The sequence below is a fragment of the Acaryochloris sp. IP29b_bin.148 genome, from assembly GCF_028285565.1.
Taxonomy (GTDB): Bacteria; Cyanobacteriota; Cyanobacteriia; order Thermosynechococcales; family Thermosynechococcaceae; genus Acaryochloris.
The window spans coordinates 1-21,372 of sequence record NZ_JANQOY010000105.1; the positions used below are offsets into that span (position 1 = coordinate 1).

Consider the following 21,372-nt stretch of genomic DNA (forward strand, 5'->3'; position numbering starts at 1 on the left):
ATATTGCTGTGCTCCGTTTCTTGGTGGTGGTACTTCAAGAGTACGGGAGGGCCATTTTTGCGATCGCTGGCCACACCATCCACCATAGGGACAATTCTGGGGGGAGAGTTATTGAAAGATAACGTCACAGTTGCCAGCATTCATGGGCCAATCTTGCAGACTGGAGGGTGGGTGATACCTTTGAGCCACTGTACAGAGGGTAAGCGAATTTCTACAGCAGAATCGGACAAGATAACGCTGCTCTCCCCCCAGAATTGGAGCCACTGCATTGGGCGGGTTCCCCGAATTGAAGCAAGTGGCGTGGAGGCTGGGGAGCTAGTGCAAGTCATAAAGGGTAAGAGACAGTAGCTTCAGGCAGGATTCAAGAGGTCTATTGAGTGCGCAGCTAGGTCCTATCTGGCAACCTCACGTATGTCATGCTTCAACGGTGGAGACCTTTTTGATCTTGCTGTGAACAACGCATCTCTCACGTTGATGCACTTGTTCCGTCAACAGAGGGTCGGCTTAATTGTTACAATGCTTTACAAGAGGCGATACCTTACCGATTCTGAATATTTGCAAAATCAGTCAGTGAAACGTCTCAGTTGTATTGTCCCCCATTGCGCTCACAATGACTTTGGCTGAATCCCCTTCCCAGCGTTCTCCCTCTTTATCTGTGTCTCCGTCCGATGGCTCAACCGAGCCATCAACGACCGTCGCAACGGAGATTCCTGCTAATCTTTCCTCGGCCATTGAGTTTGAGGCCTATGATCCGGCCAAGATCCAAGAAAAATTTCGAGGGCAAGTATTTCGAGTGATGCAGCGGTGGGTCACCATCCTGTGGCCTTTTCTGCTATTACTAGCCAGACGATGGTGGGATAAGCGCACGCCCTCTACGCCGGAGCGGCGCCAACGGCGAGCGATTCAACTGCGCGAAACCTTAACGGCTCTGGGACCTGCCTTTATCAAAATTGGTCAAGCGTTATCCACCCGGCCTGATATCCTGACTGGCCCCTATCTGGAAGAGTTATCCAAACTTCAGGATCAGTTGCCAGCTTTCTCTAACGAGATTGCCTATCGTTTTATTGAAGAAGAGTTAGGGCGGCCGCCCCAAGACCTGTATGCTCAACTCACCCCAGAACCGATTGCAGCGGCCTCTTTAGGCCAAGTTTATAAAGGACGTCTGCATACTGGAGAATGGGTGGCTGTAAAGGTTCAACGACCTGACTTAGCGGAGCAAGTGACCCTCGATATTTATATTCTGAGGGGTCTAGCGGCCTGGGTGCAAAAGAACAATAAGTCGATTCGCAGTGATTTAGTGGGCATTCTCGATGAGTTTGCGGGACGACTGTTTGAAGAGGTGGACTATACCCAGGAAGGTCGTAACGCCGAACACTTTGCCCAGCTCTATGGCTATTTGCCTGAAATTTATATTCCTAAGATTTATTGGGAATATACGCATCGCCGGGTTTTGACAATGGAGTGGATCACGGGGACTAAGCTCAATCAACCCCAAAAGATTGAAGCCCAAGGCATTAATGCCCGCCATTTAATTGACATCGGCGTCCAATGTTCGCTCCGCCAGCTTTTAGAACATGGCTTCTTCCATGCTGATCCTCATCCCGGCAATTTGCTAGCGACCCCAGACGGCAAATTGGCCTATTTGGATTTCGGCATGATGAGCGAAATCAACCTAGAACAGCGGTATGGATTGATCAATGCCATTGTGCATATCATCAACCGTGAGTTCGCAGCCTTGGCCCATGACTATGTTCATTTGGGGTTCTTAACCCCAGAGACGGACTTAGAACCGATTATTCCAGCTTTGGGGGTAGTGTTTAATAATGCCTTAGGAGCCAGTGTTGCTGAGCTGAATATTCAGAGCATTTTTGAACAGCTCTCAGACATTATGTATGAGTACCCCTTCCGGGTGCCTTCCTACTACGCTTTAATTGTGCGATCGCTGTTAACAATGGAAGGGATCGCCATTGGCGTCGATCAGGATTTTAAGGTGCTGAGTGCCGCCTATCCCTATGTTGCTAAGCGCATTTTGACGGATCCGGCCCCCGAATTGCGACAAAGCCTCAAAGATTTACTCTTTCAGGAAGACAGTTTCCGGTGGAACCGTCTGGAAAACCTGATGAAGAATGCCCGTAATAATTTTGACTACGATCTGAGTGGTTCCTTAGACCAGGCCCTAGATTATTTGTTTTCCGAGCGAGGGGAACTGATTCGCGATCGCATGGCTCAAGAAATTGTCAATGGCATTGATGCCTTTGGTCAAACCACCTGGCAGGGCCTGACAGCCAAGTTCCGGGAACAAATGGGGTGGGACACCAACGAGGAATCGGTCGCCAACTTAGAGGCCAATTTAGAGCATATTCAACGGATTGTCGGACTGTTGCAGGAAGCCCCTGGCTTTGACCCGCTCAAACTGGCTAGCGTGATTCCTCCCCTCTTAGTCAAGCCAGAAACGCAAGCCTTAGGTCAACAAATTGCCACCGGCCTGGCCCAAAAAGCCTTGGTGCGGATTATCCGCGAATTCTTGGTGCCTGAACCTTCGGAGGAAGCCAGTTCTCTGCCGACTTCTTTGACTGCGATCGCGAAGGCCAGTTAATTCGGGGCAATGATAGCAGCAGAAAGCCCTTGAACACGCAACTGCTTGGCCAATCGTTGTGCCGCCGCCAAAGTCGCTAAAGCCCCGACTTGAACTTGCTGTCCACCTGTCCCATTGGTCAAAAACGCTGTGGGAACTAATTTTTGTGCTTGCTGTAAAGAGGAGGCATTGTTGTAAGGCAACACCACATAAAAGAGTCCTGTTTGCGATGCTTGATTCTTCAGAATAGGCGCTGACTGTGGAGCAGTTGAAGGTTGAGGAGAGGCCGCTGGACGAGGAGGAGCAGCCGAAGGTTGAGGAGAGGCCACTGGGCTAGGAAGGGCAGCCGAAGGTTGAGGAGAAGGACTAGGCCGTAAACGACTTAAATTGCCTAACGTGACATCGGAGAATTCTTGCTTGGATAAATCTGGGCCTTGAGTGGCTGCGATTTCAGTGGACACCGTGCTAGGTGTAGCAACTGGCGATGGCGTTAGTTGGCTTTGATCAGTTGAATCTGAAGACTGGTCTGAAGGCTGAGAGGGCTTGGGTTGCGGTTGTTTAGGCGGCCAAAGTTTTTTACTTAAACCGGTAACGTTGATCAATAACGCAATCAAAAGTGCTCCCAAAATACTGACCCCTAAGAGTAAGGCCAGTCGCTTGGCGGTAAATTTATCAGGCGTAGGAGCAGCCTTCGTCTCCGCTGTCGAGTCTTCCAGATGCTGTCGCAAGGCCGTTGAAGAATCTAGGTAGTCTTCAATGGCTGGATCCAAGGGAGAGACTTGAGCGTTTTCCTCTACAGAATCCGAAGGCAAAGGGGCACCTGCAACGGCCTGCCCTGAATCAAAGGAGGTAGACTCCAATACGGCTTCTTGTTGTTCGAGAGCATTGCCTTCCCCTTCTTCGGGGGGGGTAGAAGCTGTATCGACTTGAAATAATGCTAGCTCTGAAGGCGTTAAATCCTCTGCAATCTCCTCTGAAAGTTCTAGAGGTGAGGGTGAAAAGATATCCGTTGAATCGACTGAGTTCATGGATGTTAGATCAGCCTTGTCTGCTGGCAACGGCGGATCAGACGCGATTATTTCTGCTGCCGAGGATGCCGGGTCTGCTGTAGTCGCTTGCGGTAAATATTGAGGGTCACTCTCCTCGACGTCAGAGGCCTCCATCTCAGGACGTGTCGCTAAGGTCTGAGCGTGCCGAAAAAGAGCCAGCTCTTCCTCAATGGTCATATCAAGAGTGCCCAATGCTGCTCTCAACACTGGGTGTGGATGTTTATCAGCAGAAGAGCCAGGGATTAAAGCCATGAATAACGGTGGGGATACAACTATCTCCCAGGGGAGGGATAAAAACTATACCTGTTTTACTTTATCGCTGCTTTCAACAAGGGACAACGATTTTCAACGGGATAGAAGACACCTATAAGTAACACGTTTAGACAGATGCGTCTTCCCTTGATAAGGGGCCTATGAATATCTATTTCAGAGTATGGAAGAGACTGGCAAGGCAATCTTATCCGCATCCTACCCAAAATTCTAGCTAGAATATTAAAAACTGTTACAGCTGTCCTGTGATGATTACCGTCTTGTCTGAGAATGGGTACTGGAAGCGTTCTAATTCTAGACAAGCTCACCTAAATTTCAAGCGTTTGAGCCACACTAAGGTTTATATTAAAGATAAGGTTCATGAATTTGATAGCGTCTACGTCCATTTCTGATAGCCATCTCAAACCAAACTGCTTTGTTCAGAAAGGTTAATCCTGGATATCGTTTCGGGTTACTGTAGAGCTAGACAGCTTTTAATTTTTTGATTTATCGACATTTTTAAGGAAGCAGGTAAGGAAGCTAGATAATGATGGAAAACACAATCACCTCTGTGATTACCTCATTTGACCTTCAAGGCAAGTATATGGATATGAGTGCTTTACAGCAGCTCAAACATGACTTCCAGATCGATGAACCAAGAGTGTGTGCAGCAGCCCTGATTCGTGACCATGCAGCTGCCATTGTCAAAGAAGCTGTTGCCAAGTCTCTCAGCCACACAGAAGAGAATGGTATCCATACCACTCGTCGATATGCAGCCTGTGTTCGCGATCTAGATTTTTACCTGCGTTATTCCACCTATGCCATGGTAGCTGGAGATACCGCTCTTTTGGATGAGCGTGTGCTCAATGGCCTCAAAGAAACCTATCTTGCTTTAGGCGTTCCATTGACTGCGACAGTCAATGCCATTCAAGCGATGAAAGACGTTACCACTGAATTGGTCGGGATTGATGCAGGCCGCGAAATCAGCATTTACTTTGACCATCTCTGCGCCGGTCTTAGCTAAGCCCAATTCACCATTACCCCAATGATTAGGCTAGCTCGCAAAGAATTCAGAAAAGCTGAATTCTTTGCGAGCTAGCTTTTTCTGCTGCTCATTACTCTTGGTGAACCACTTTCCCAGACCAGCGGAATTTTCCTGGGGTGATGCCTTTGCTGTCAGCTAACTGCGCAGCTAAGAGTTGGATGGGCAAAATTTCTAAAATGGGATAGAGAGAGGCCGCTTCAACAGCAGGGAGAGAAAGAGTAACACTCCCTGGTACGCCAGACTGCCCCAGGCATACTAACTGGCCCCCATACTCTACGATGTCTGAGGCTAAGCGCAGATGAAGATCGAGGGTTGATCCAGGAGTGGTGAGGACGACTAAGCCGATATTGGCAGAGACCATTTCTCTGGGGCCATGGCGAAATTGGCCGCCCGAATAGCCTTCGGCTGGCAAACGAACCCCTTCCTTAAGAATTAAGGCCCCGTTCTTAGCTGTGGCTAAGGCAGGGCCGCGACCAATAATGCCCACATAGATACTGGATTTGAGCGCCTTAAAGGCGTCTGCCATCTCAGTAGGGCAGTGATCTAGAAAGGTTTGCATACAGGTTGCGATCGCATTGCCCTGTTCAAAATCCTGAGGCTGCACCTTCTCTACCAGAGCCTTAGCGATCCAGTCGAGCACCAGCAAAGAACTGGTGTAGGTTTTCGTGGCAATGCCCACTTCAGGGCCTGCATGGGTGGGAAGAGCAAGATCACTGTGATCAGCCAAGGTATTGTGAGCTGAGTTCGTGACACTAATCAGCACAGGTGACTTGAGATGGCGACGACGGGTGGTAACCTGCTCCACTAAGCGCTGAATTTCGATACTTTCTCCTGATTGAGAGACCGCGACAATTAAGCAAGGAGTGTCTAATACGGCGGGTAAGTAGTGGATTAACGTCGACGTTTCCAAGTGCAGTGCTGTTTTACCCTGCTGATTGAGATAGACCCAAGCCGGATATAAGGCGTTATAGGATGCCCCCATACCCGTCAAGATAATTAGGTCCTGGGAATAGGCAGCCAGTAGAGACCAGACGGAATCCTGCTGATAGGTCTGCACTAAAGCACGTAGAACTTGCGGTTGTTCTAAAACATCAGACCGATAACTCATGACGTTAAGGGGTGGAATCAGAGTTAACGGAGACTCCAGCTGGAGCCTCTCCTTTAAGAGGAGGAGGAGCGCAGGCTTTTTTCTGGTCTCCATTGAGCTGAGCCGCTGGAATGATTTCTGCCACCAACGGTTCAAGGGTAGACAACTTTATCCAAACGAATTGAGGTTTCAGTTTTTTGGGCGTGGACGCATCTATCTTGGGTGGTTTATCAGGGAGTTGCAAGAGAACGTTAGACGTGGGTGCTACCCCTTCTTGATCTAATAGCTCACTGGGAGCGAGACGATCGGCCCCTTCCTGCGTCGGTTCTTCTGTCTTAGTGTCTGAACCAATCACTGGCCGACACGTCTGTAGCTTAAGGGCTTGGATAGGACTTTCAGGCAAAGATACATCTGCTTTCGCAGGTGAAACAGGGAAGAATCCATCCACCACAACGAGACTACCACTGGGTAGGGTAATAGTTGAAGCGACCGCAGCGCCAGAGTTGGCAGGCGATTGTTCTGAAGGTTGTGGATTGCTAGCCGATGGATTAGTTGCCTCTTGATCCGTGACCTCTGCAAATTTTTTTATATCTTGGATCACCGGAATCTCAATCGACTGATTATTATCTGCGACTAATCGGAGAACATCTGTTTTTTGAGTGGTGGCTAAACCAGGGCCAGGCAGAGGGGTTTTGGGTGAGTCAATATTGGGAGGGGGCGGTGCGGGAGGGTTAGCAGCCTTCGGTGTATTGAAAAAGGGCAGTTGATTAAACAGCCCTAGTTTATAGGCCGCTACACCCCCTCCCAATAGCAGTAGTCCTAGAATGAGTAACAATAGTCCACCCACACCTCGCTTACGCTGAGGCGGGGAAGCCAAGTCAACAGCCTGTGTCTGAGTCTGAGGAAGTTCTGTGGCAGGAGGGCTGCTAGGTGGCACTGGATGAGGAGATGGGCTGGCTGATAATCCCTCAGAAGAAGCAGACTTGGAGTGATCGCGTTGCCGGATCACATGACAGTGGATTAAGCCAACCGTGACATTGTCGTGACCATTCAGTTGATTGGCCAGTTCAATTAAGCGTTTACTGGCACTGGCTAAGTCTGTCCCCCCTTGTAATAGGGGTAATAACTCCTCTCGCCAAATCATTTCAACGCGATCGTAGTCACTGAGGCCATCAGAGCAGAGGAGAAACAGACAATCTTCGTCGAGTAGAAAGCGCTGTACGGTTGGCCGTAGTATGGAAGAAGAGGCCATACCTAAGGCTTGTACGAGCGAACCAGAGGCAGGCTGCATTAAAGCTTCTCGATAGGGGACGTAACCCAGTCTCACCTCGCGGGATGCGATATCATCGTCCACCATGATTTGGTAACACCCCTGAGAGGTGATTAAATAAGCGCGGCTATCTCCAATATGGGAGATGTAGATCTGGTGGGTTTGGGATAGTGCAGTCACTAGGGTAGTTCCCATGCGCTGCCGATCTTGGCGTTGTTCTTGATCGTTGCGCTGACAAATTAAATCATTGGCCTTAAAGGAGGCATTTTCTAATTCTGTGATCACCTCGGTGGAAGATAGCGTGTCAATGGGTAACTGGGTGAGGTGACTTCTTAAGGCTTCAATCGCAATTCCTGAAGCCACCTCACCGCCAGCATGCCCACCCACGCCATCACAAACAATGGCCATCCGCTCCATGGAGTTTTGAGTCACAGCGCCATCTGCAGGATAGCAAGCATCTTCATTGTGCTCTCGTACCATGCCCGTATCTGTACGGGTCGCAATATCAATCTTGATGCGGTAGGCGTTGTGAATATTGTCAATCCAACTTTCCAGTTGAACCAATAGTTCTTCTGCTGACGCAACGCTGCCGCTAGCTAACTGCTCACATAGAGTATCCAAGGAAGTTGCCAATTTACCATTGGTTTTAGGAATGAGCTGCTGCCACACTTGGCCTAAATCGGCCAGGCTCGGTTCAAGTCGAAAATCATTTTCTAATTCCAGCAAGCGTAGGAGTTGCCCTTCAACTCGCAGGAAGTCGGGTTGCAATAAACTGGAAGCAACGCCTTGAATGCGCAAGGGCTGCCAGAGTTGTGCAATTTGCCACAGCCAATGGAGTTGTCTGAGGGGTGGGGTTGTTGACCAAGCGTCAAATAAGGTAATCCCCGTCCCGATGGATATCCCTCCCTGCTCACTAGCTGCCAGATCACTATTGCCTAAGGGAGCGTGTTCCAGTAACAGGAGAAGAGAAGGTTCGGCTGCTTCTAGGGCCAGCAAGGTATAGATTTGAGGAATATGGAGCCGATACGGAAACAGCTTCAGATAGGGCACTAAGGTGTCGGGTAGCTCCACGTCCATTTTGAGCGGGAGACCCGGTTGGGTATCGAAGACCACTCGGGGACCTCGAAACAAAAAGCGCTCCGCTAAGGTATCTCCCACTTGAAATAGATCTGCACGAGAACCCACCACCCAAAGAAAGCGCTTAGGGAGGTATGTCCCACATTTTTGACAGAACTGATCTCGATCAGTATTGACTGCGCGACATCTGATATTGGGACAATGCAGTTGAGGTAGAGAATTTGGCATGTGCGTCGATAACGGATATGACCCTTGTTAGTGGGTTTCTATAGGTTGCCCCTATTGAAGAAACTAATGGAGATACCTGATTAGGGCGCTAGTTTTAAAGCTATTTTTACCTGAGAGTGAGAAAGATCTCCCTCATATGTAAAGATGTTTAAACTTGAAGTACTCCTTGTTGCTGCTGGATTAGCTGTTTCTAGACATCTAAAGTGTCTCTAGTGTACGTGTCTACTTCAACCTTTCAATCAGAGCAATTATTATTTACACCAGGAACGCCAACGACAAATGCGCTTCCGCTTATTTTCGCATTTCCGAACACTTACTGTGTAGGAATTACTAGCTTGGGCTATCAAGTTGTCTGGGCGAAGCTGTGTACACGCTCTGATCTACAGGTTAGCCGACTTTTTATTGATGTCCATGAATCTCTCCCGAAATGCCCTGAATTAGTCGGTTTTTCGCTTTCGTGGGAATTAGACTATGCCAATATTTTGCAGATGTTAGGGAATCTGGATATTCCTCTGCGGAGTCAGGCGCGATCTGAAGTCCATCCACTGATATTTGGGGGAGGCCCCGTACTGACGGCTAACCCTGAACCCTTTGCTGACTTTTTTGATGTGATCCTCTTGGGGGATGGGGAAGAGTTATTGGATGCGTTTATTACAACAATGCAAACCATTCGGGATGCTGATCGAGCCACTCAGTTGCTCACCCTAGCGCAAGTTCCAGGGCTGTATGTGCCGAGTTTGTATGAGGTCTGTTATCAGTCTCCGACAGGGGCGATCACAGCGATCCAACCGATCAGCCCAGAGGTGCCTGCTCAAGTTCATAAACAGACCTATCGCGGTAATACCCTATCAGCTTCGACGGTCGTCACTCCTAAGGCGGCCTGGGAAAGCATCTATATGGTGGAGGTGGTCCGGAGCTGTCCTGAGATGTGTCGGTTCTGCTTGGCTAGCTATTTAACCTTGCCCTTTCGTACACCAGCCGTTCACCAAACGCTGATTCCTCAGATTGAGAAGGGATTGAGGGTCACCAATCGGATTGGGTTGCTGGGAGCTTCGGTGACGCAGCATCCGGAGTTTGAGGAACTGCTGGACTTTTTTGCCCATCCCGATCGCGATCAGGTGCGGTTGAGTATTGCGTCGGTGCGGACCAATACGGTGACGGTGAAATTGGCCCAATTGCTGTCTCAACGCGATACTCGCTCGATTACTATTGCCATTGAAAGCGGTTCTGAGCGAGTGCGGCAGATTGTCAATAAGAAGTTAAACAATGACGAAATCCATCAGGCTGCTATTAATGCTTATGAAGGCAATCTCAAGGCGCTCAAGCTGTACGGCATGGTGGGGATTCCGGGTGAAACGGACGTAGATGTGGAGGCCACTATTGCGTTAATGCATGACCTAAAACGGCAGGTGCCTGGACTGCGACTAACGTTGGGATGCAGTACGTTCGTGCCTAAGGCTCATACGCCTTTTCAATGGTATGGCGTCAAGTCTAAGGCGAAACAGTCGCTACAGGTGATGCAAAAAAGTTTGCGATCGCAAGGAATAGACTTTAGGCCAGAAAGCTATAATTGGTCAGTTATTCAAGCTCTTATCGCTCGAGGCGATCGTCGCCTATCTTACCTCTTGGAACTCACATGCCACTTTGGTGATTCTTTAGGTAGCTATCGGCGCGCTTTTAAACAGCTTCGAGGCCAAGTGCCTGATTTGGCCTTTTACGCATTGAACGACTGGCCCATAGATCAAGTCTTGCCTTGGTCTCATTTGCAAGGCCCGCTCCCCCAAGTCACGTTAGAAAAACATTTACAGAGTGCTAGTGAATGGTTTTGATGTGAACTCTTGAAGAGCAATGTGGTGACCTTGACATGTCTTCAGCGCTAAAGCTCGGGGATTCTTCGGTTAGACGCACAACGCTAACTGTACTTCACACGGATATAACGTCTGAATAATGCTGCAGACGCTTTTCAAAAGCTTTCCTTGCTATCGTCAACTTAACTCGTGCAGTCATTTGTAATAACTCCTTCCACAAGCAAAACTCAATTGAGTTTTGCTTGTGGAAGATGTCTGCATCATGCTGAAAACGATCTTATTTTTGATGGCTGGCACAACTTCTCTTTTTAAAGGTCCAACCAAAACCTAAAGCTAGAGCGGTACCCAATAACGTGATGGGTTCAGGAACCTGTTGAGCATTGTCTGCGACTACATTTTCAGGCAGTGCGGCAAGGGTTGTACTTGCTGCAGCATCCCTATTCAAATCTTTTTTTGCACGACTATTTTCTTCTTCGAGAGTTATAGCAACTGAGTCTTGATCACTATCTGCTAAAGATAATGAGTCTTGAAGGGGATCGCTTTGAGCTTGCTGCGAGCGTTTGGGAGAGAGGCTATTATTGGCACTCTTTTCTGCCTTATTTTCTTTATCTGCTTCTAATTCTTCTGGCGTTGAACTACTGCTGTTCTCTCCTATTTCATCTCCCGTAATGGCTTCTATCTCATTTTCAACCGATTGAGATGCAAGTATTCCATTCAATGTAACGGCTTGAGCGGGGATTTGCGCACCTAAACATATCCCACTGACACATATTGCTATGATTTGTTTTAATTTCATATAAGTCCTTTTAGGAAAAAAATTAAATCAGATGGTTTATTTTGTGATGACGATCGATGCTATATAATCCCTAATTATATACTATTATACTATGTTGGATTAGTTGGATAGATGAAAAAATACTAAAGTGTTAGCATCTTTCTCTACTTCCACTGGCCGTAGGTGTCTATTGTCTGCTTTTAAGTGATGGATAAAAATCCTCAGTCTCATATTTCTGAGGTAAGAGAATGGATAATTAAATCTTGAGGTAAAACAATATAATTAAATCCTTGAGCTTACTTGAGTAAACGATCCTTCTTGGTTGTTTTGCATTTACTCTAAGTGTTTCGAGGTAAGCGATTTAGCCGCGGTAGAGTGCTAGGTGCTGTGTTTGTTGTCAGCTGAAGTATACGTGATCCGTTTTGGCAGCATAAGTTATAGTTCAATCTGATTTTTGAGACTTTCCTGTTCACGCTATTACGGAAAGGATGAAGCTCAATTGACGGTGGTTAATTGGAATCTATACACTTTGTATTACTATCAAAAAAATGGCTTATTTAACTTGATGAAATAGATGGACCAACATAATTGCCTTAGTCTGAGACAATAAAACGATGCCAAATTTGTCTCAGAGCAAGGTAGATAAAAACTGGAATTGTTGTAGCATATCGCGCCCAGAGTCTTCTCGGCTCCTGAATGAGGCGATAGAACCACTCCAACCCCATGGTTCTCATCCAGGCTGGTGCTCTTCGATGTAAGCCTGCGTATACAGGAAAGGCTCCGCCTAAACCGATCATCACTGCCTTAATTCGATTTTTGTGAACTGCCATCCAATGTTCTTGTTTGGGACAGCCCAAGGCAATCATCACCAATCCTGCACCACTTGCATTCACTTGCTGAATCAATGCTTGATCCTCTGCAGGTGTCAAGGGTCGGAATGGCAACGGTTCCATTCCTGCAATCAATAGCCCTGGAAATTCTTGCGCCAGTCGATGTTTCATCTTCTGGAGAATTTGAGATTGTGACCCTAGAAAGAAAATGCTGACCTTTTGCTCGGAGGCCTGCTGGCACAGACCTTGCATCAGATCTAAGCCAGCTACTCTATCTTGAGTTTGTACACCCATCCACTTCAGCATCCACACTAAGGGCATTCCATCTGGTGTCACCATATCTGCACTTTTCAACACGTCCCCAAAGCTTGGCCTTTGATAGGCTTCAACCAACATATGGGTATTGGCCACACAGACAAATTTACTTTTGTGGCCTCGTGCCCACTCTAAGATCATCTTCACCAGCACATTAAAGGGAGCGGCAGTCACGTGAGAACCAATGACATCTATCTGAGACGGCGTATGGTCAGTGGTGAGTAGCCTTGGGCTAGATACTCTCGTGAGCATTGGTATTAACTCCTACACTATTGAAAGTAATGGGTGAAAGTAATGGGTTCAGTGGTCACCTCATGATGGGTAGCCATTGAGGTGATCAATATAAAACTTCATTTTGCGTCACTATCGGTCTGCACTAACGCCAATGAATATGCTGATCTAACGTGGTCTATCTCTGCTAATCGAGAAAGAGCATTAGCTAAACGAATATCCATTCAGAAACGAGACACTGGCTACAGCGAACAATGGCTGGCTCTGTTCCTGTACTTACGTTGGATGGCCAGGCCACTAGAGCTACTAGCCCTACTAAAACTTATCGACTAACGAGTATGTATAAAACCAATCTTTTCTTTGTCTATGGAAAAATAGGTTCTATACTGTTAAGTTTTTTTGAGGAGATTGTGGTATTTTTCTATACTCAATTTGTGAAATAACAGTGTCAACTTGGTGAGGCGTATAGTTCGTTAACTCCGTTATCCAATGTTTTAATGATTTTGGTGTAGGGCCATTGGTAACTATAAATTTTTTGGTGATATATGGCATAAACATCCCCCTCATTTTTTATTCCAACATATTGCTTGGTTTGGTTATTTTCTTGCACGTGTTACCACCTGATTTCAATTTAATCAGGGGTTTCAAAAAATAGATAGATAGAAAAAGTCTGAAATAGTCAGGTCTAAAGTCATATAGACATCATTTGGTGTTCTTTTGTCACTCTTGGCGGATAATAAACGATATTTGTACTGACAATTAGATTAGAAAAGTATTTCAGGCATCATGGACTTGAGCAAGCTATTTGTACTTTGTTTTTTGAAATGCTTCTGATAATTGGATTTGCGCTTTTTCGCTAGGGTATGGCCATCAACGAACGGTCATTGGTAACAGCACTGTATCGCTTCAAATACTCATTCAGTGTGGCAAACCGTATACGGTCGTTTCGGTGTAGTTCTACGCCCTGTGTGGGGGTTATCTGCACCAGATTTTTGTGGAGAGGTCTGTGAGAATGAAATCACTGGAGCACAGGAATCGCAATGAAACAAACCTCCCTTATTAATCTGTTCCAAAATGCTTTCCGTCGAGGGATACGCCATCCAAAATATCGTTGGGCCATGATCGTAGGCACCCTGTTGTATTTAGCAAGCCCCTTAGATATTGTCCCTGATGCGTTGCCTATTCTCGGGTGGATTGACGACGGTGTGTTGGCCACCTTACTGATTTCTGAAGTGTGTCAATTCATGCTGGAAAAACAGAAAAATCACATCTCTGCTGACGCCTTTGCAACTGCTCATGCCATCGATATAGAAGCTGAACCGATTTAGTAGTTCCCCTCACACTACTTACCTAGAAGGAGATTACACAAACTATGAACCCCTCTACCCCTATGCCCAAGCTTGAACAAATTAAGTCAGAAAGTAGCACTCGCAGCCAGCGCATTGGCAAAATTCTCAGCACTGCCTTTACTCAAACCTCAGTAGAGCTAAAAGAAGGATATACCGTTGTCCGCCCTTTAGCAGCTGACATGTCGGCTACTGCCTTTGAGAAACTGAAGCAAACCAGCTATCAAGCAGCTCATTCCTTCCAAGATGCCTGGAGACAAGGCGCTGACTCAACCTCTACGTGGGAACGATGGCAACGCGTGCTTAAGGTGGTGACAACAGCCCTTCGAAATACCCTCACTCCCCCTGTGAAGCAGCAGGCCGCCCGCGTTGATAAACCAGTATGGTAACTCCTATGCTCACATCAAGCAGGGCTTGCAGTCGCTTAAAAACTGGTATATCCGATCGACGGATCTGGCTGATTCACAGCCCCAATCGCTAACGGTTGTCCCCAGAGAAGGGATGGCCAGTCAAGGGATGACCGTTGATGTGGTGGCTGCACCAGTAGAGTCCAAGGTTCAGTAGGGTTCAGGTTAGGATTCAGTCGCTCGCTGTATTTCTTCCTCCAGATGTTGGGATGGCCCCGATTGGCACGGTCAATCGTTAGGTTAGAGGCGTTATGCCTTCTCCATCTGGAGGGATTTTTTGATCGAGGTTGAAGATGACGATACCCAGCGCTACACACCAACCCTCTCTGCCGTTAGACCGTTTGCTCACTGATGCGATCGCACTCTCCCACACCTGTCATGCGGATCAAGTCGACAAAGCGGGAAACCCCTATGTGAGTCATCCACTGCGCGTGATGAAGGCACTGACCACGCCCGCCGAAAAAATTGTGGGGGTTCTGCATGATGCTGTGGAAGATTCAGCGTTAACGTTGCCAGATTTAGTGGATGCAGGATTTCCCCCCAGGATTGTGGCTGCCATCGATGCCATTACGAAACGCCCTAATGAACCCTATGAAACCTATTTAGCCAGAGTGATGGCGAATCCCATTGCCCTCCGGGTTAAAATTGCGGACATGACCGACAATATGGATATGAGCCGTATCGCTCACCCAACCCATCAAGATTGGGCCAGATTAAAGAAGTATGAAGCGATTTTGCCACGGTTACAGCAAAAGCTAAAAGCGTTAGCTGATCTAGGGAACTGAGCCCAGCTAAAGAGAGCTTTGGTTGCTTGTTATTCAACAGCGGATAACAATGGAGTGAATCTATCATCGGATGGTCAGCCTGTGAAGCTTTGCCGATCTGTATTCGTGATTTGCCAAAAAATAGGATTGGGGGTGGTCCTTGTAGGGGCTTGGATGATGTTTAATCTTTCCTCGGCCTGGGCGATTGCTCCTGAAAGCGGTGCTGCACTCTTTGAAAGCCATTGTGCAGGGTGCCACCCCCGAGGGGGCAATATTGTGCGCCGCCGCCAAACCTTGAAACTAAAGTCTCTCCAGCGCGATGGGTACGACACCCTAGAGACCATCGCTGACTTAGTCTCCCAGGGACGAAATAATATGCCGGGATTTGAAGAAACACTGACGCCGCCACAGATTGGCACCTTGGCACAGTTCGTGCTTGACCAAGCGAATCATGGTTGGGCCAACCGATAGCTGACCCCTTCAGGAGCAGAATATTGAGTGATTCTCAGATTAAAACAGCCACTTTAGCAGAAGCAGATCGCTGTTACGCGGTCTTAGCACTGGCGTTTGGCCGCGATCCGGCGATTCGTTGGATGTTCTCACACCCTTGGCAGTACGCTCAAATATTCCCCTTGTTTGCTCAAGCTTTTGGTGGAGAGGCTTTTCAGCATAATACAGCGACTTATGTGGACCCCTTTAAGGCCGTTGCCCTGTGGTTGCCTCCCTCAACTCAGCCCGATGAGCAGGCGTTAGGGAGCCTGATACAGCAAGCGGTTGATCCGGAAAATCAAACAGCCGTCTTCTCAATTTTGGAGCAGCTAGGAGAGTATCACCCCCAAGCCCCGCATTGGCATTTAGCGATTATTGGGACTGATCCAGTGCATCAAGGCCAAGGCTGTGGCAGTGCCTTGTTAACCCATACTTTGGCGCTTTGTGATCAGCAGCAGACGCCTGTTTACCTAGAGGCGACCAACGCCCGGAATGTCTCCCTCTACCAAACACAGGGCTTTGAGGTCTTGGGAACGGTGCAAGCGGGAACCTCTCCTACGCTGTATCCCATGCTACGCCACCCTCAATAAATCGATTGCCCGCTGGGTCGACCCGCAAGCGCCTAGAATAGGAGGCAATGGCAAGCAAGTCCTAGCAATGATTCTGGTTCGAGTAGTCACGGTGATCGGTATTGTACTAAGCGTAGTCGCGATCCTGATCCAAAATCAAAGTCCGACCCTGGCGTTGGTATTTTTGGGGATGCGATCGCACCCCTTACCTCTGGGTTTCTGGATGGCCGGTGCTGTTGTGCTGGGGATGCTCGTCAGCTTGGGACTATTGGCCATGCTCTCTGGTGTATCAGTCCCCCGTCGCTCTCGACGGCGAAACCCTCAAGGGTCACCGTTTAAGCGGCCACAAGCCAAATCCAAGTTTGAGCGGACCCCTGCTGGCTATTCTGATTGGGAAGAACCCGTGGCGACCGATTGGACTCGTCAACCCCAAGCCGACCCTTTTTTTAATGATGATTACGATTACGACGACGATCCGGTCGATTATTCTGACGAAGATAGGTATGATGACCCAACGCCCCCCTGGGAGAAACGAGACTCTTCCTATTCCTTTAGCTACCGGGATCCGGAATTTGCGAGCCAAACCAGTCAGCGAGAATCTGTGTTTGATGCTGAGTATCGCGTGATTAATCCTCCCTCACCCCCAGAGGACTGGGATGAATTTGAGGATCAATTTCAAGAGGATTAAGGATCTGGACGGCTTTGGGTGGCAGCATGGCCGCCAAGATACAAGGCACCAACATTCGGATCATCCAAGAGCTGTGGGCCGGGTCCCTCAAAGCGATCTTTCCCCGAATCCAACACATATCCGCGATCAGACATGGCTAAAGCTTTCCGAGCGTTTTGTTCGACCAGAATGATGGCAGTGCCCTGGGTATTGATTTCGCGGATTTTAGCCAAAATATCGTCGACTAAAATAGGAGACAGCGCGGCTGAAGGCTCATCTAGGATTAAGAGCGCTGGTTCTAGCATCATGGCTCTGCCCATGGCCAACATTTGACGTTCCCCACCTGACAGGGTGCCAGCTTGCTGCCGTCGACGATCGGCCAATCGGGGAAAGGTCGTAAAGATTTTGGACTTTAAATCCCCCAAGGGAATATCGCGGATAAAGGCCCCCATCTCCAGATTTTCCTCAACGGTCAGGGAGCGGAAGACATTGGCCAGCTGAGGCACATAGCACACCCCCAAGGTTACAATCTCATTCGGTTTCAAGCCTGCAATATTTTGGCCTTGCCAATGAATGGTGCCCGTGTGGGGAGATAAAAGGCCACAAATGGCTTTGGCCAAGGTAGATTTGCCCGCTCCATTCGGACCAATAATCGCAATAATTTCGCCAGCCAATAGTTTGAGATTAATGCCCTGCAAAATATCTAAGCCAGGCACATACCCCGCAAATACATTCTCAACTTGCAGCAGCACCTTTGGGTCCGACGCAGGGGTCACAGAATCAGTCATGGTGCTAGGAAGGCGTTTTCTGTAAATCGGATCGTTCTTCAGCCAGAATGGCGCCATCTACAGGACACACTTGCAGGCAGATGCCGCAATCGATACAGGTTGAAAAATCAATCCAGTACCAGTCTGTCCCAATTACATTTTTTCCAGGACCTTCATGAATACAGGCCACAGGACAGGCATCGACGCAATCTGCAATGCCTTCACAAACATCTGTCACAATCGTGTGAGCCACAGGTATCGTTCTCCCTCAATACTCGCCAAAGTAAATTGTGTTATCAGGGTAGCAGGAATTCAGATTGAACAGATCCTCCGCTGATCTGAGTACAGAGGGATGCGCCCGGAGGTTTTGTCAGCTGGATTCGCTCGGTCGAACCTTCTGATTTGGAAAACAGCTTGCTAAAATCACGGGTAATTCTCCCAATGCTGGTGATTCTGATTTATGACCGATCCGATCCTTGAGATACGTAACCTGCGTGTGCAATTCCAGACAGAGGGGCAGATTGTGAATGCCGTGGATGGGGTTTCGCTTACCTTACCGCGAGGGAAAACGCTCGGGATTGTCGGTGAGTCAGGCTCGGGAAAATCAGTGACGTCTCTCTCGATTATGCGGCTGGTCCCCACTCCACCTGGTCGTATTATCGACGGAGAAATTCGGTTTCAGCCTTCTGGCGCAGTCGGCTCTGATCAAGTGCCTCAAACCCAGGATCAGCCTTCCTCCCTTGATTTATTACAGCTGCCGCTCAGGGCGATGCAGGCGTATCGGGGCAGTCAAATCTCCATGATTTTCCAAGAGCCGATGAGTTCTTTAAATCCGGTCTACACCTGTGGGTTCCAAATTGTAGAGGCCTTGCGTCTACACGAGAATCTATCCGTGGCGGCAGCACGGCGGCAAGCGATGTCGCTCTTGCAAGAGGTCAAGCTGATTCCACCAGACTCAGAACTTCATCAATTAGTGGTGGATACAGCCCGGCAATCGGGGGCGATGCCCAGTGACGCTGACATTCAAAAGCAAGTGAACCGCCAAAAGCGGTCTTACTTAGATCGATATCCCCATCAGCTGTCTGGCGGCCAAATTCAGCGGGTGATGATTGCGATGGCGATCGCATCCAATCCCGCTGTCCTGATTGCCGATGAGCCGACAACGGCGCTGGATGTAACGGTGCAGGCCACGATTTTGGATTTGTTGCGAGAATTGCGCGATCGCAGACAAATGTCGATTATCTTTGTAACCCATGACTTAGGCATTATTGCTGAAATCGCCGATACCGTTGCCGTGATGTACCAAGGCAAAGTGGTGGAGACGGGGTCCACCGAACAGATCTTTCAAAATCCACAACATCCCTATACGCGCGGCCTGCTTGCCTGCCGGCCTCGCCCCGATCAACAGCTGCAACGTCTGCCCACCATTGCCGATTTTATGGCAGCGGAGACGTCGACGGCTCAGCCCTCTGCACCTGGAGCAGACTCACCTATTCCTGACAGCCCTGCCCCAGACATTTCCCCTGTAGATATGCAACAGCGGCTCGACACCCTGATGCAACAAACGCCCTTACTCAGTGTTAAAAATCTCCAGGTGTTTTTTCCCGTCAAGGGCATGTTTGGCAAAACGGCTCGCTATGTGACCGCGGTGAATGACGTGTCTTTTGACGTCTATCCCGGAGAAACGCTGGGACTGGTGGGTGAATCGGGCTGTGGTAAGACGACGCTAGGGCGCACCCTGGTTCGTCTCAATTCGCCGACGAGTGGCAGTATTCAATTTGCAGGCCGAGATATCACTCAACTCAAAGGCCGCAATCTCCGCAAATTACGACAAAATTTACAAATTATTTTCCAAGATCCCTATAGTTCGCTCGATCCACGGATGAATGTGGGCGCAGCCATCATGGAGCCCATGCGGATTGCAGGAGGGATTCCTGACCCTATTGCTAAGGGGCAAGGGGGGGATACGCCGCGCGATCGCGCCGCCTATCTCTTAAAACGGGTGGGGCTAAAAGCAGAGGATATGAACCGTTATCCCCATGAATTTTCGGGTGGCCAGCGACAGCGCATTTGTATTGCTCGGGCGTTGGCCTTAAACCCCAAATTTATTATTTGCGATGAATCGGTGTCTGCATTGGATGTCTCTGTTCAGGCGCAAGTGCTCAACTTGCTAAAAGAGTTGCAGCAAGAGTTTGACCTTACCTATATTTTTATCTCCCATGATTTGAGTGTGGTGAAATTTATGAGCGATCGGATCATGGTGATGAATCGGGGTAAATTAGAGGAAATTGGGGCGGCTCATCAAATCTATTACCAGCCTGAAGCAGACTATACACGCAAGCTGATAGCTTCAATTCCAGCAGGACTGCCAACGTAATCAACGTAATCAAAATTAGCCGTTAATTTTCCTTGCCTGTGGCGACAGGTGTGAGGGAACGATTATGATTGAGATCGCGCCTAGCGTTTTACTTAAAGCTCAATCCCGCATTTTATGGATGACCTCGAACTCCTAAAAGCATTTGTCTCCAGTTATCTCTCAGGTTGTTCCGCATTACTCTCCAACGCAGATCTTAGAGTTGAACCGATTAGCGATACGTTACAGCTTTTAGCAAAAACCGAAGGATTAGTCGCAACCGCAAAACTTTCTGGTGGACAGCGTTTTACGTCTATTCGATATAAATCTAGCTTCTGGCCGCAACTGCATGAAGTGATGATTGAACAAAAATGTTTGCCGATTCGACAATCGAAAATAGCTGGTTTTTATGAGTATGAGCCGATTGAAATCCCGGAAAACTATCATGTTCGCTTTACGGATTCTTTAGACTTATTACAAACATGGTGGAGCTATAAAAAAAACGATAAGCAGCACACATTAATGAGCTTGCTCATCTTACATCGGGGGATTTGGTATCCCATTCGGGATGTGAACTGTGAGCACGGCACCTTAACGATTGAAACCTCTGGTTATCAGACCCAGATCTATCCTTTAGATATGCTGGTGTGGCTCCAAAAAGTAGAGCAAGCCGCTTCATCAGCGCCATCTCAGGAACAGCCCCTCTCGTCTAGTGCCCAATCAGAATCAACGGAGCAATATTTATCCATACACCGCCGCGCCGTTGCCTCTCAGTACCCTGGTAGTAAACGCATTGGTGGGTATTTGATGGATGCAGGATTGTTATCTCCTGCTCAGGTCGATGTTGTGCTGTCTGATCAGGAACTGACCGGCATGCGATTTGGAGAAATTTTGGTTTCTCGCGGATGGCTCAAATCACAAACCATTGAGTTTCTGTTTCAGAACGTGATCTTGCCCCGTCGAACGTCAGCCCAACAGGCCGTGGAGGATGCTAGGCAAGATGCCATTGATCATTTGAAACAGGCCAATACAACACATCAGCCGTCTCCACTTTTGCAAGAGACCAATACGACATATCATCCGTCCTCACCCCTGCAAGAGGCCAATACGACACATCATCGGTCGTTTTCACCCCTGCAAGAGATCAATACGACACATCAGTCATTTCCCCCGCCTTTAAACGATCCGCAGCCAGCACCTTCCTCTTCAGACCCGCAGCCATTAGATATCAGTGCCCAAGAGCAGTCTTCAGCACCGTCGTTACCCCAACCCCCATTACCTTCGTTACCGGCTGCTCCTCCTGCCACCAATGGTTCTCAACCCTCCCCCGAGCGGCCTAAGTCTCCTCGTCTAATGTCAATTCATGATCGGGAAACGTTGGCTACTCATGACAAGCTGAATTTAGAAGATTTGCCGGATTGGCTAGATATGGATGTGCCCGATTAGCATCTCCTCACCGGCCTTGGGTTCA

General features: G+C 48.4%; 20 protein-coding genes. 13 read left to right on the forward strand and 7 right to left on the reverse strand.

Annotation, left to right across the window (positions count from 1 at the left end; genetic code table 11):
- Positions 1 to 348, forward strand: a 348-nt coding sequence (locus Q0986_RS09870) for a hypothetical protein (protein WP_299409032.1), incomplete at its 5' end; no start/stop codon positions are given.
- Between the two features lie 262 nt (positions 349 to 610).
- The gene (locus tag Q0986_RS09875; protein ID WP_299409036.1) at positions 611 to 2,596 is read left to right on the forward strand and encodes an AarF/ABC1/UbiB kinase family protein; all 1,986 of its coding nucleotides are present in this window, start codon (positions 611 to 613) and stop codon (positions 2,594 to 2,596) included.
- Here the strand turns inward: Q0986_RS09875 and Q0986_RS09880 are convergent.
- Positions 2,593 to 3,801 carry an SPOR domain-containing protein gene (locus Q0986_RS09880; protein ID WP_299409041.1) on the reverse strand — a complete coding sequence of 403 codons (1,209 nt, stop codon included), beginning with the start codon at positions 3,799 to 3,801 and terminating at the stop codon, positions 2,593 to 2,595. The two genes, Q0986_RS09875 and Q0986_RS09880, sit on opposite strands and share 4 nt — an antisense overlap.
- Positions 3,802 to 4,423: 622 nt before the next feature.
- Here Q0986_RS09880 and Q0986_RS09885 point away from each other — a divergent pair.
- Complete coding sequence (locus Q0986_RS09885; protein ID WP_299409116.1) at positions 4,424 to 4,897, forward strand: allophycocyanin subunit beta; 474 nt, start codon at positions 4,424 to 4,426, stop codon at positions 4,895 to 4,897.
- Positions 4,898 to 4,988: 91 nt separating this feature from the next.
- Here Q0986_RS09885 and Q0986_RS09890 read toward each other — a convergent pair whose 3' ends face one another.
- Positions 4,989 to 6,119: an SIS domain-containing protein gene (locus Q0986_RS09890; protein ID WP_299409044.1), complete on the reverse strand. Its 1,131-nt coding sequence runs from the start codon at positions 6,117 to 6,119 to the stop codon at positions 4,989 to 4,991.
- The gene (locus Q0986_RS09895) at positions 6,031 to 8,580 is read right to left on the reverse strand and encodes a protein phosphatase 2C domain-containing protein (protein WP_299409047.1); all 2,550 of its coding nucleotides are present in this window, start codon (positions 8,578 to 8,580) and stop codon (positions 6,031 to 6,033) included. Before Q0986_RS09895 ends, Q0986_RS09890 begins: the two co-directional genes overlap by 89 nt.
- A gap of 218 nt (positions 8,581 to 8,798) precedes the next feature.
- Between Q0986_RS09895 and Q0986_RS09900 the strand changes: the two genes are divergently transcribed.
- Positions 8,799 to 10,409: a radical SAM protein gene (locus Q0986_RS09900; RefSeq protein ID WP_299409052.1), complete on the forward strand. Its 1,611-nt coding sequence runs from the start codon at positions 8,799 to 8,801 to the stop codon at positions 10,407 to 10,409.
- A gap of 256 nt (positions 10,410 to 10,665) precedes the next feature.
- On the opposite strand, the gene Q0986_RS09905 is transcribed toward Q0986_RS09900, so the two are convergent.
- A complete protein-coding gene (locus tag Q0986_RS09905) occupies positions 10,666 to 11,184 on the reverse strand; it encodes a PEP-CTERM sorting domain-containing protein (RefSeq protein WP_299409057.1) in 519 nt (172 codons plus the stop codon).
- A gap of 572 nt (positions 11,185 to 11,756) precedes the next feature.
- Positions 11,757 to 12,560 carry a WecB/TagA/CpsF family glycosyltransferase gene (locus tag Q0986_RS09910; RefSeq protein ID WP_299409060.1) on the reverse strand — a complete coding sequence of 268 codons (804 nt, stop codon included), beginning with the start codon at positions 12,558 to 12,560 and terminating at the stop codon, positions 11,757 to 11,759.
- 1,019 nt (positions 12,561 to 13,579) lie between these two features.
- On the opposite strand from Q0986_RS09910, the gene Q0986_RS09915 reads away from it, so the two are divergent.
- The 7 genes from Q0986_RS09915 (at position 13,580) to Q0986_RS09945 (ending at position 16,802) form a co-directional block, all read left to right on the forward strand.
- Positions 13,580 to 13,867 (forward strand): DUF1232 domain-containing protein, encoded by a 288-nt coding sequence (locus Q0986_RS09915; RefSeq protein WP_299409064.1) that lies wholly within the window; start codon positions 13,580 to 13,582, stop codon positions 13,865 to 13,867.
- 44 nt (positions 13,868 to 13,911) lie between these two features.
- Positions 13,912 to 14,274, forward strand: coding sequence for a hypothetical protein (locus Q0986_RS09920; protein ID WP_299409067.1), 363 nt, complete (start codon positions 13,912 to 13,914; stop codon positions 14,272 to 14,274).
- A 25-nt stretch (positions 14,275 to 14,299) separates the two neighbouring features.
- Positions 14,300 to 14,449, forward strand: a complete 150-nt coding sequence (locus Q0986_RS09925) for a hypothetical protein (RefSeq protein WP_299409072.1) — start codon at positions 14,300 to 14,302, stop codon at positions 14,447 to 14,449.
- A 136-nt stretch (positions 14,450 to 14,585) separates the two neighbouring features.
- Positions 14,586 to 15,077 (forward strand): GTP pyrophosphokinase, encoded by a 492-nt coding sequence (locus tag Q0986_RS09930; protein ID WP_299409076.1) that lies wholly within the window; start codon positions 14,586 to 14,588, stop codon positions 15,075 to 15,077.
- 54 nt (positions 15,078 to 15,131) lie between these two features.
- Complete coding sequence (locus tag Q0986_RS09935; protein WP_299409080.1) at positions 15,132 to 15,527, forward strand: c-type cytochrome; 396 nt, start codon at positions 15,132 to 15,134, stop codon at positions 15,525 to 15,527.
- Between the two features lie 23 nt (positions 15,528 to 15,550).
- Positions 15,551 to 16,135, forward strand: coding sequence for a GNAT family N-acetyltransferase (locus Q0986_RS09940; protein WP_299409082.1), 585 nt, complete (start codon positions 15,551 to 15,553; stop codon positions 16,133 to 16,135).
- A gap of 67 nt (positions 16,136 to 16,202) precedes the next feature.
- Positions 16,203 to 16,802, forward strand: a complete 600-nt coding sequence (locus tag Q0986_RS09945; protein ID WP_299409086.1) for a hypothetical protein — start codon at positions 16,203 to 16,205, stop codon at positions 16,800 to 16,802.
- Here Q0986_RS09945 and Q0986_RS09950 read toward each other — a convergent pair.
- Complete coding sequence (locus tag Q0986_RS09950; RefSeq protein ID WP_299409090.1) at positions 16,799 to 17,569, reverse strand: ABC transporter ATP-binding protein; 771 nt, start codon at positions 17,567 to 17,569, stop codon at positions 16,799 to 16,801. The genes Q0986_RS09945 and Q0986_RS09950 overlap by 4 nt on opposite strands.
- Before the next feature lie 4 nt (positions 17,570 to 17,573).
- On the reverse strand, positions 17,574 to 17,801 hold the full coding sequence (locus tag Q0986_RS09955) for a ferredoxin family protein (protein ID WP_299409093.1): 228 nt from the start codon (positions 17,799 to 17,801) through the stop codon (positions 17,574 to 17,576).
- Between the two features lie 207 nt (positions 17,802 to 18,008).
- Between Q0986_RS09955 and Q0986_RS09960 the strand changes: the two genes are divergently transcribed.
- Positions 18,009 to 19,925, forward strand: a complete 1,917-nt coding sequence (locus tag Q0986_RS09960; protein WP_299409097.1) for an ABC transporter ATP-binding protein — start codon at positions 18,009 to 18,011, stop codon at positions 19,923 to 19,925.
- Positions 19,926 to 20,039: 114 nt separating this feature from the next.
- Entirely contained in the window at positions 20,040 to 21,347 is a 1,308-nt protein-coding gene (locus tag Q0986_RS09965) for a hypothetical protein (RefSeq protein ID WP_299409102.1), read from the forward strand.
- The last annotated feature ends 25 nt before the right edge of the window (positions 21,348 to 21,372 follow it).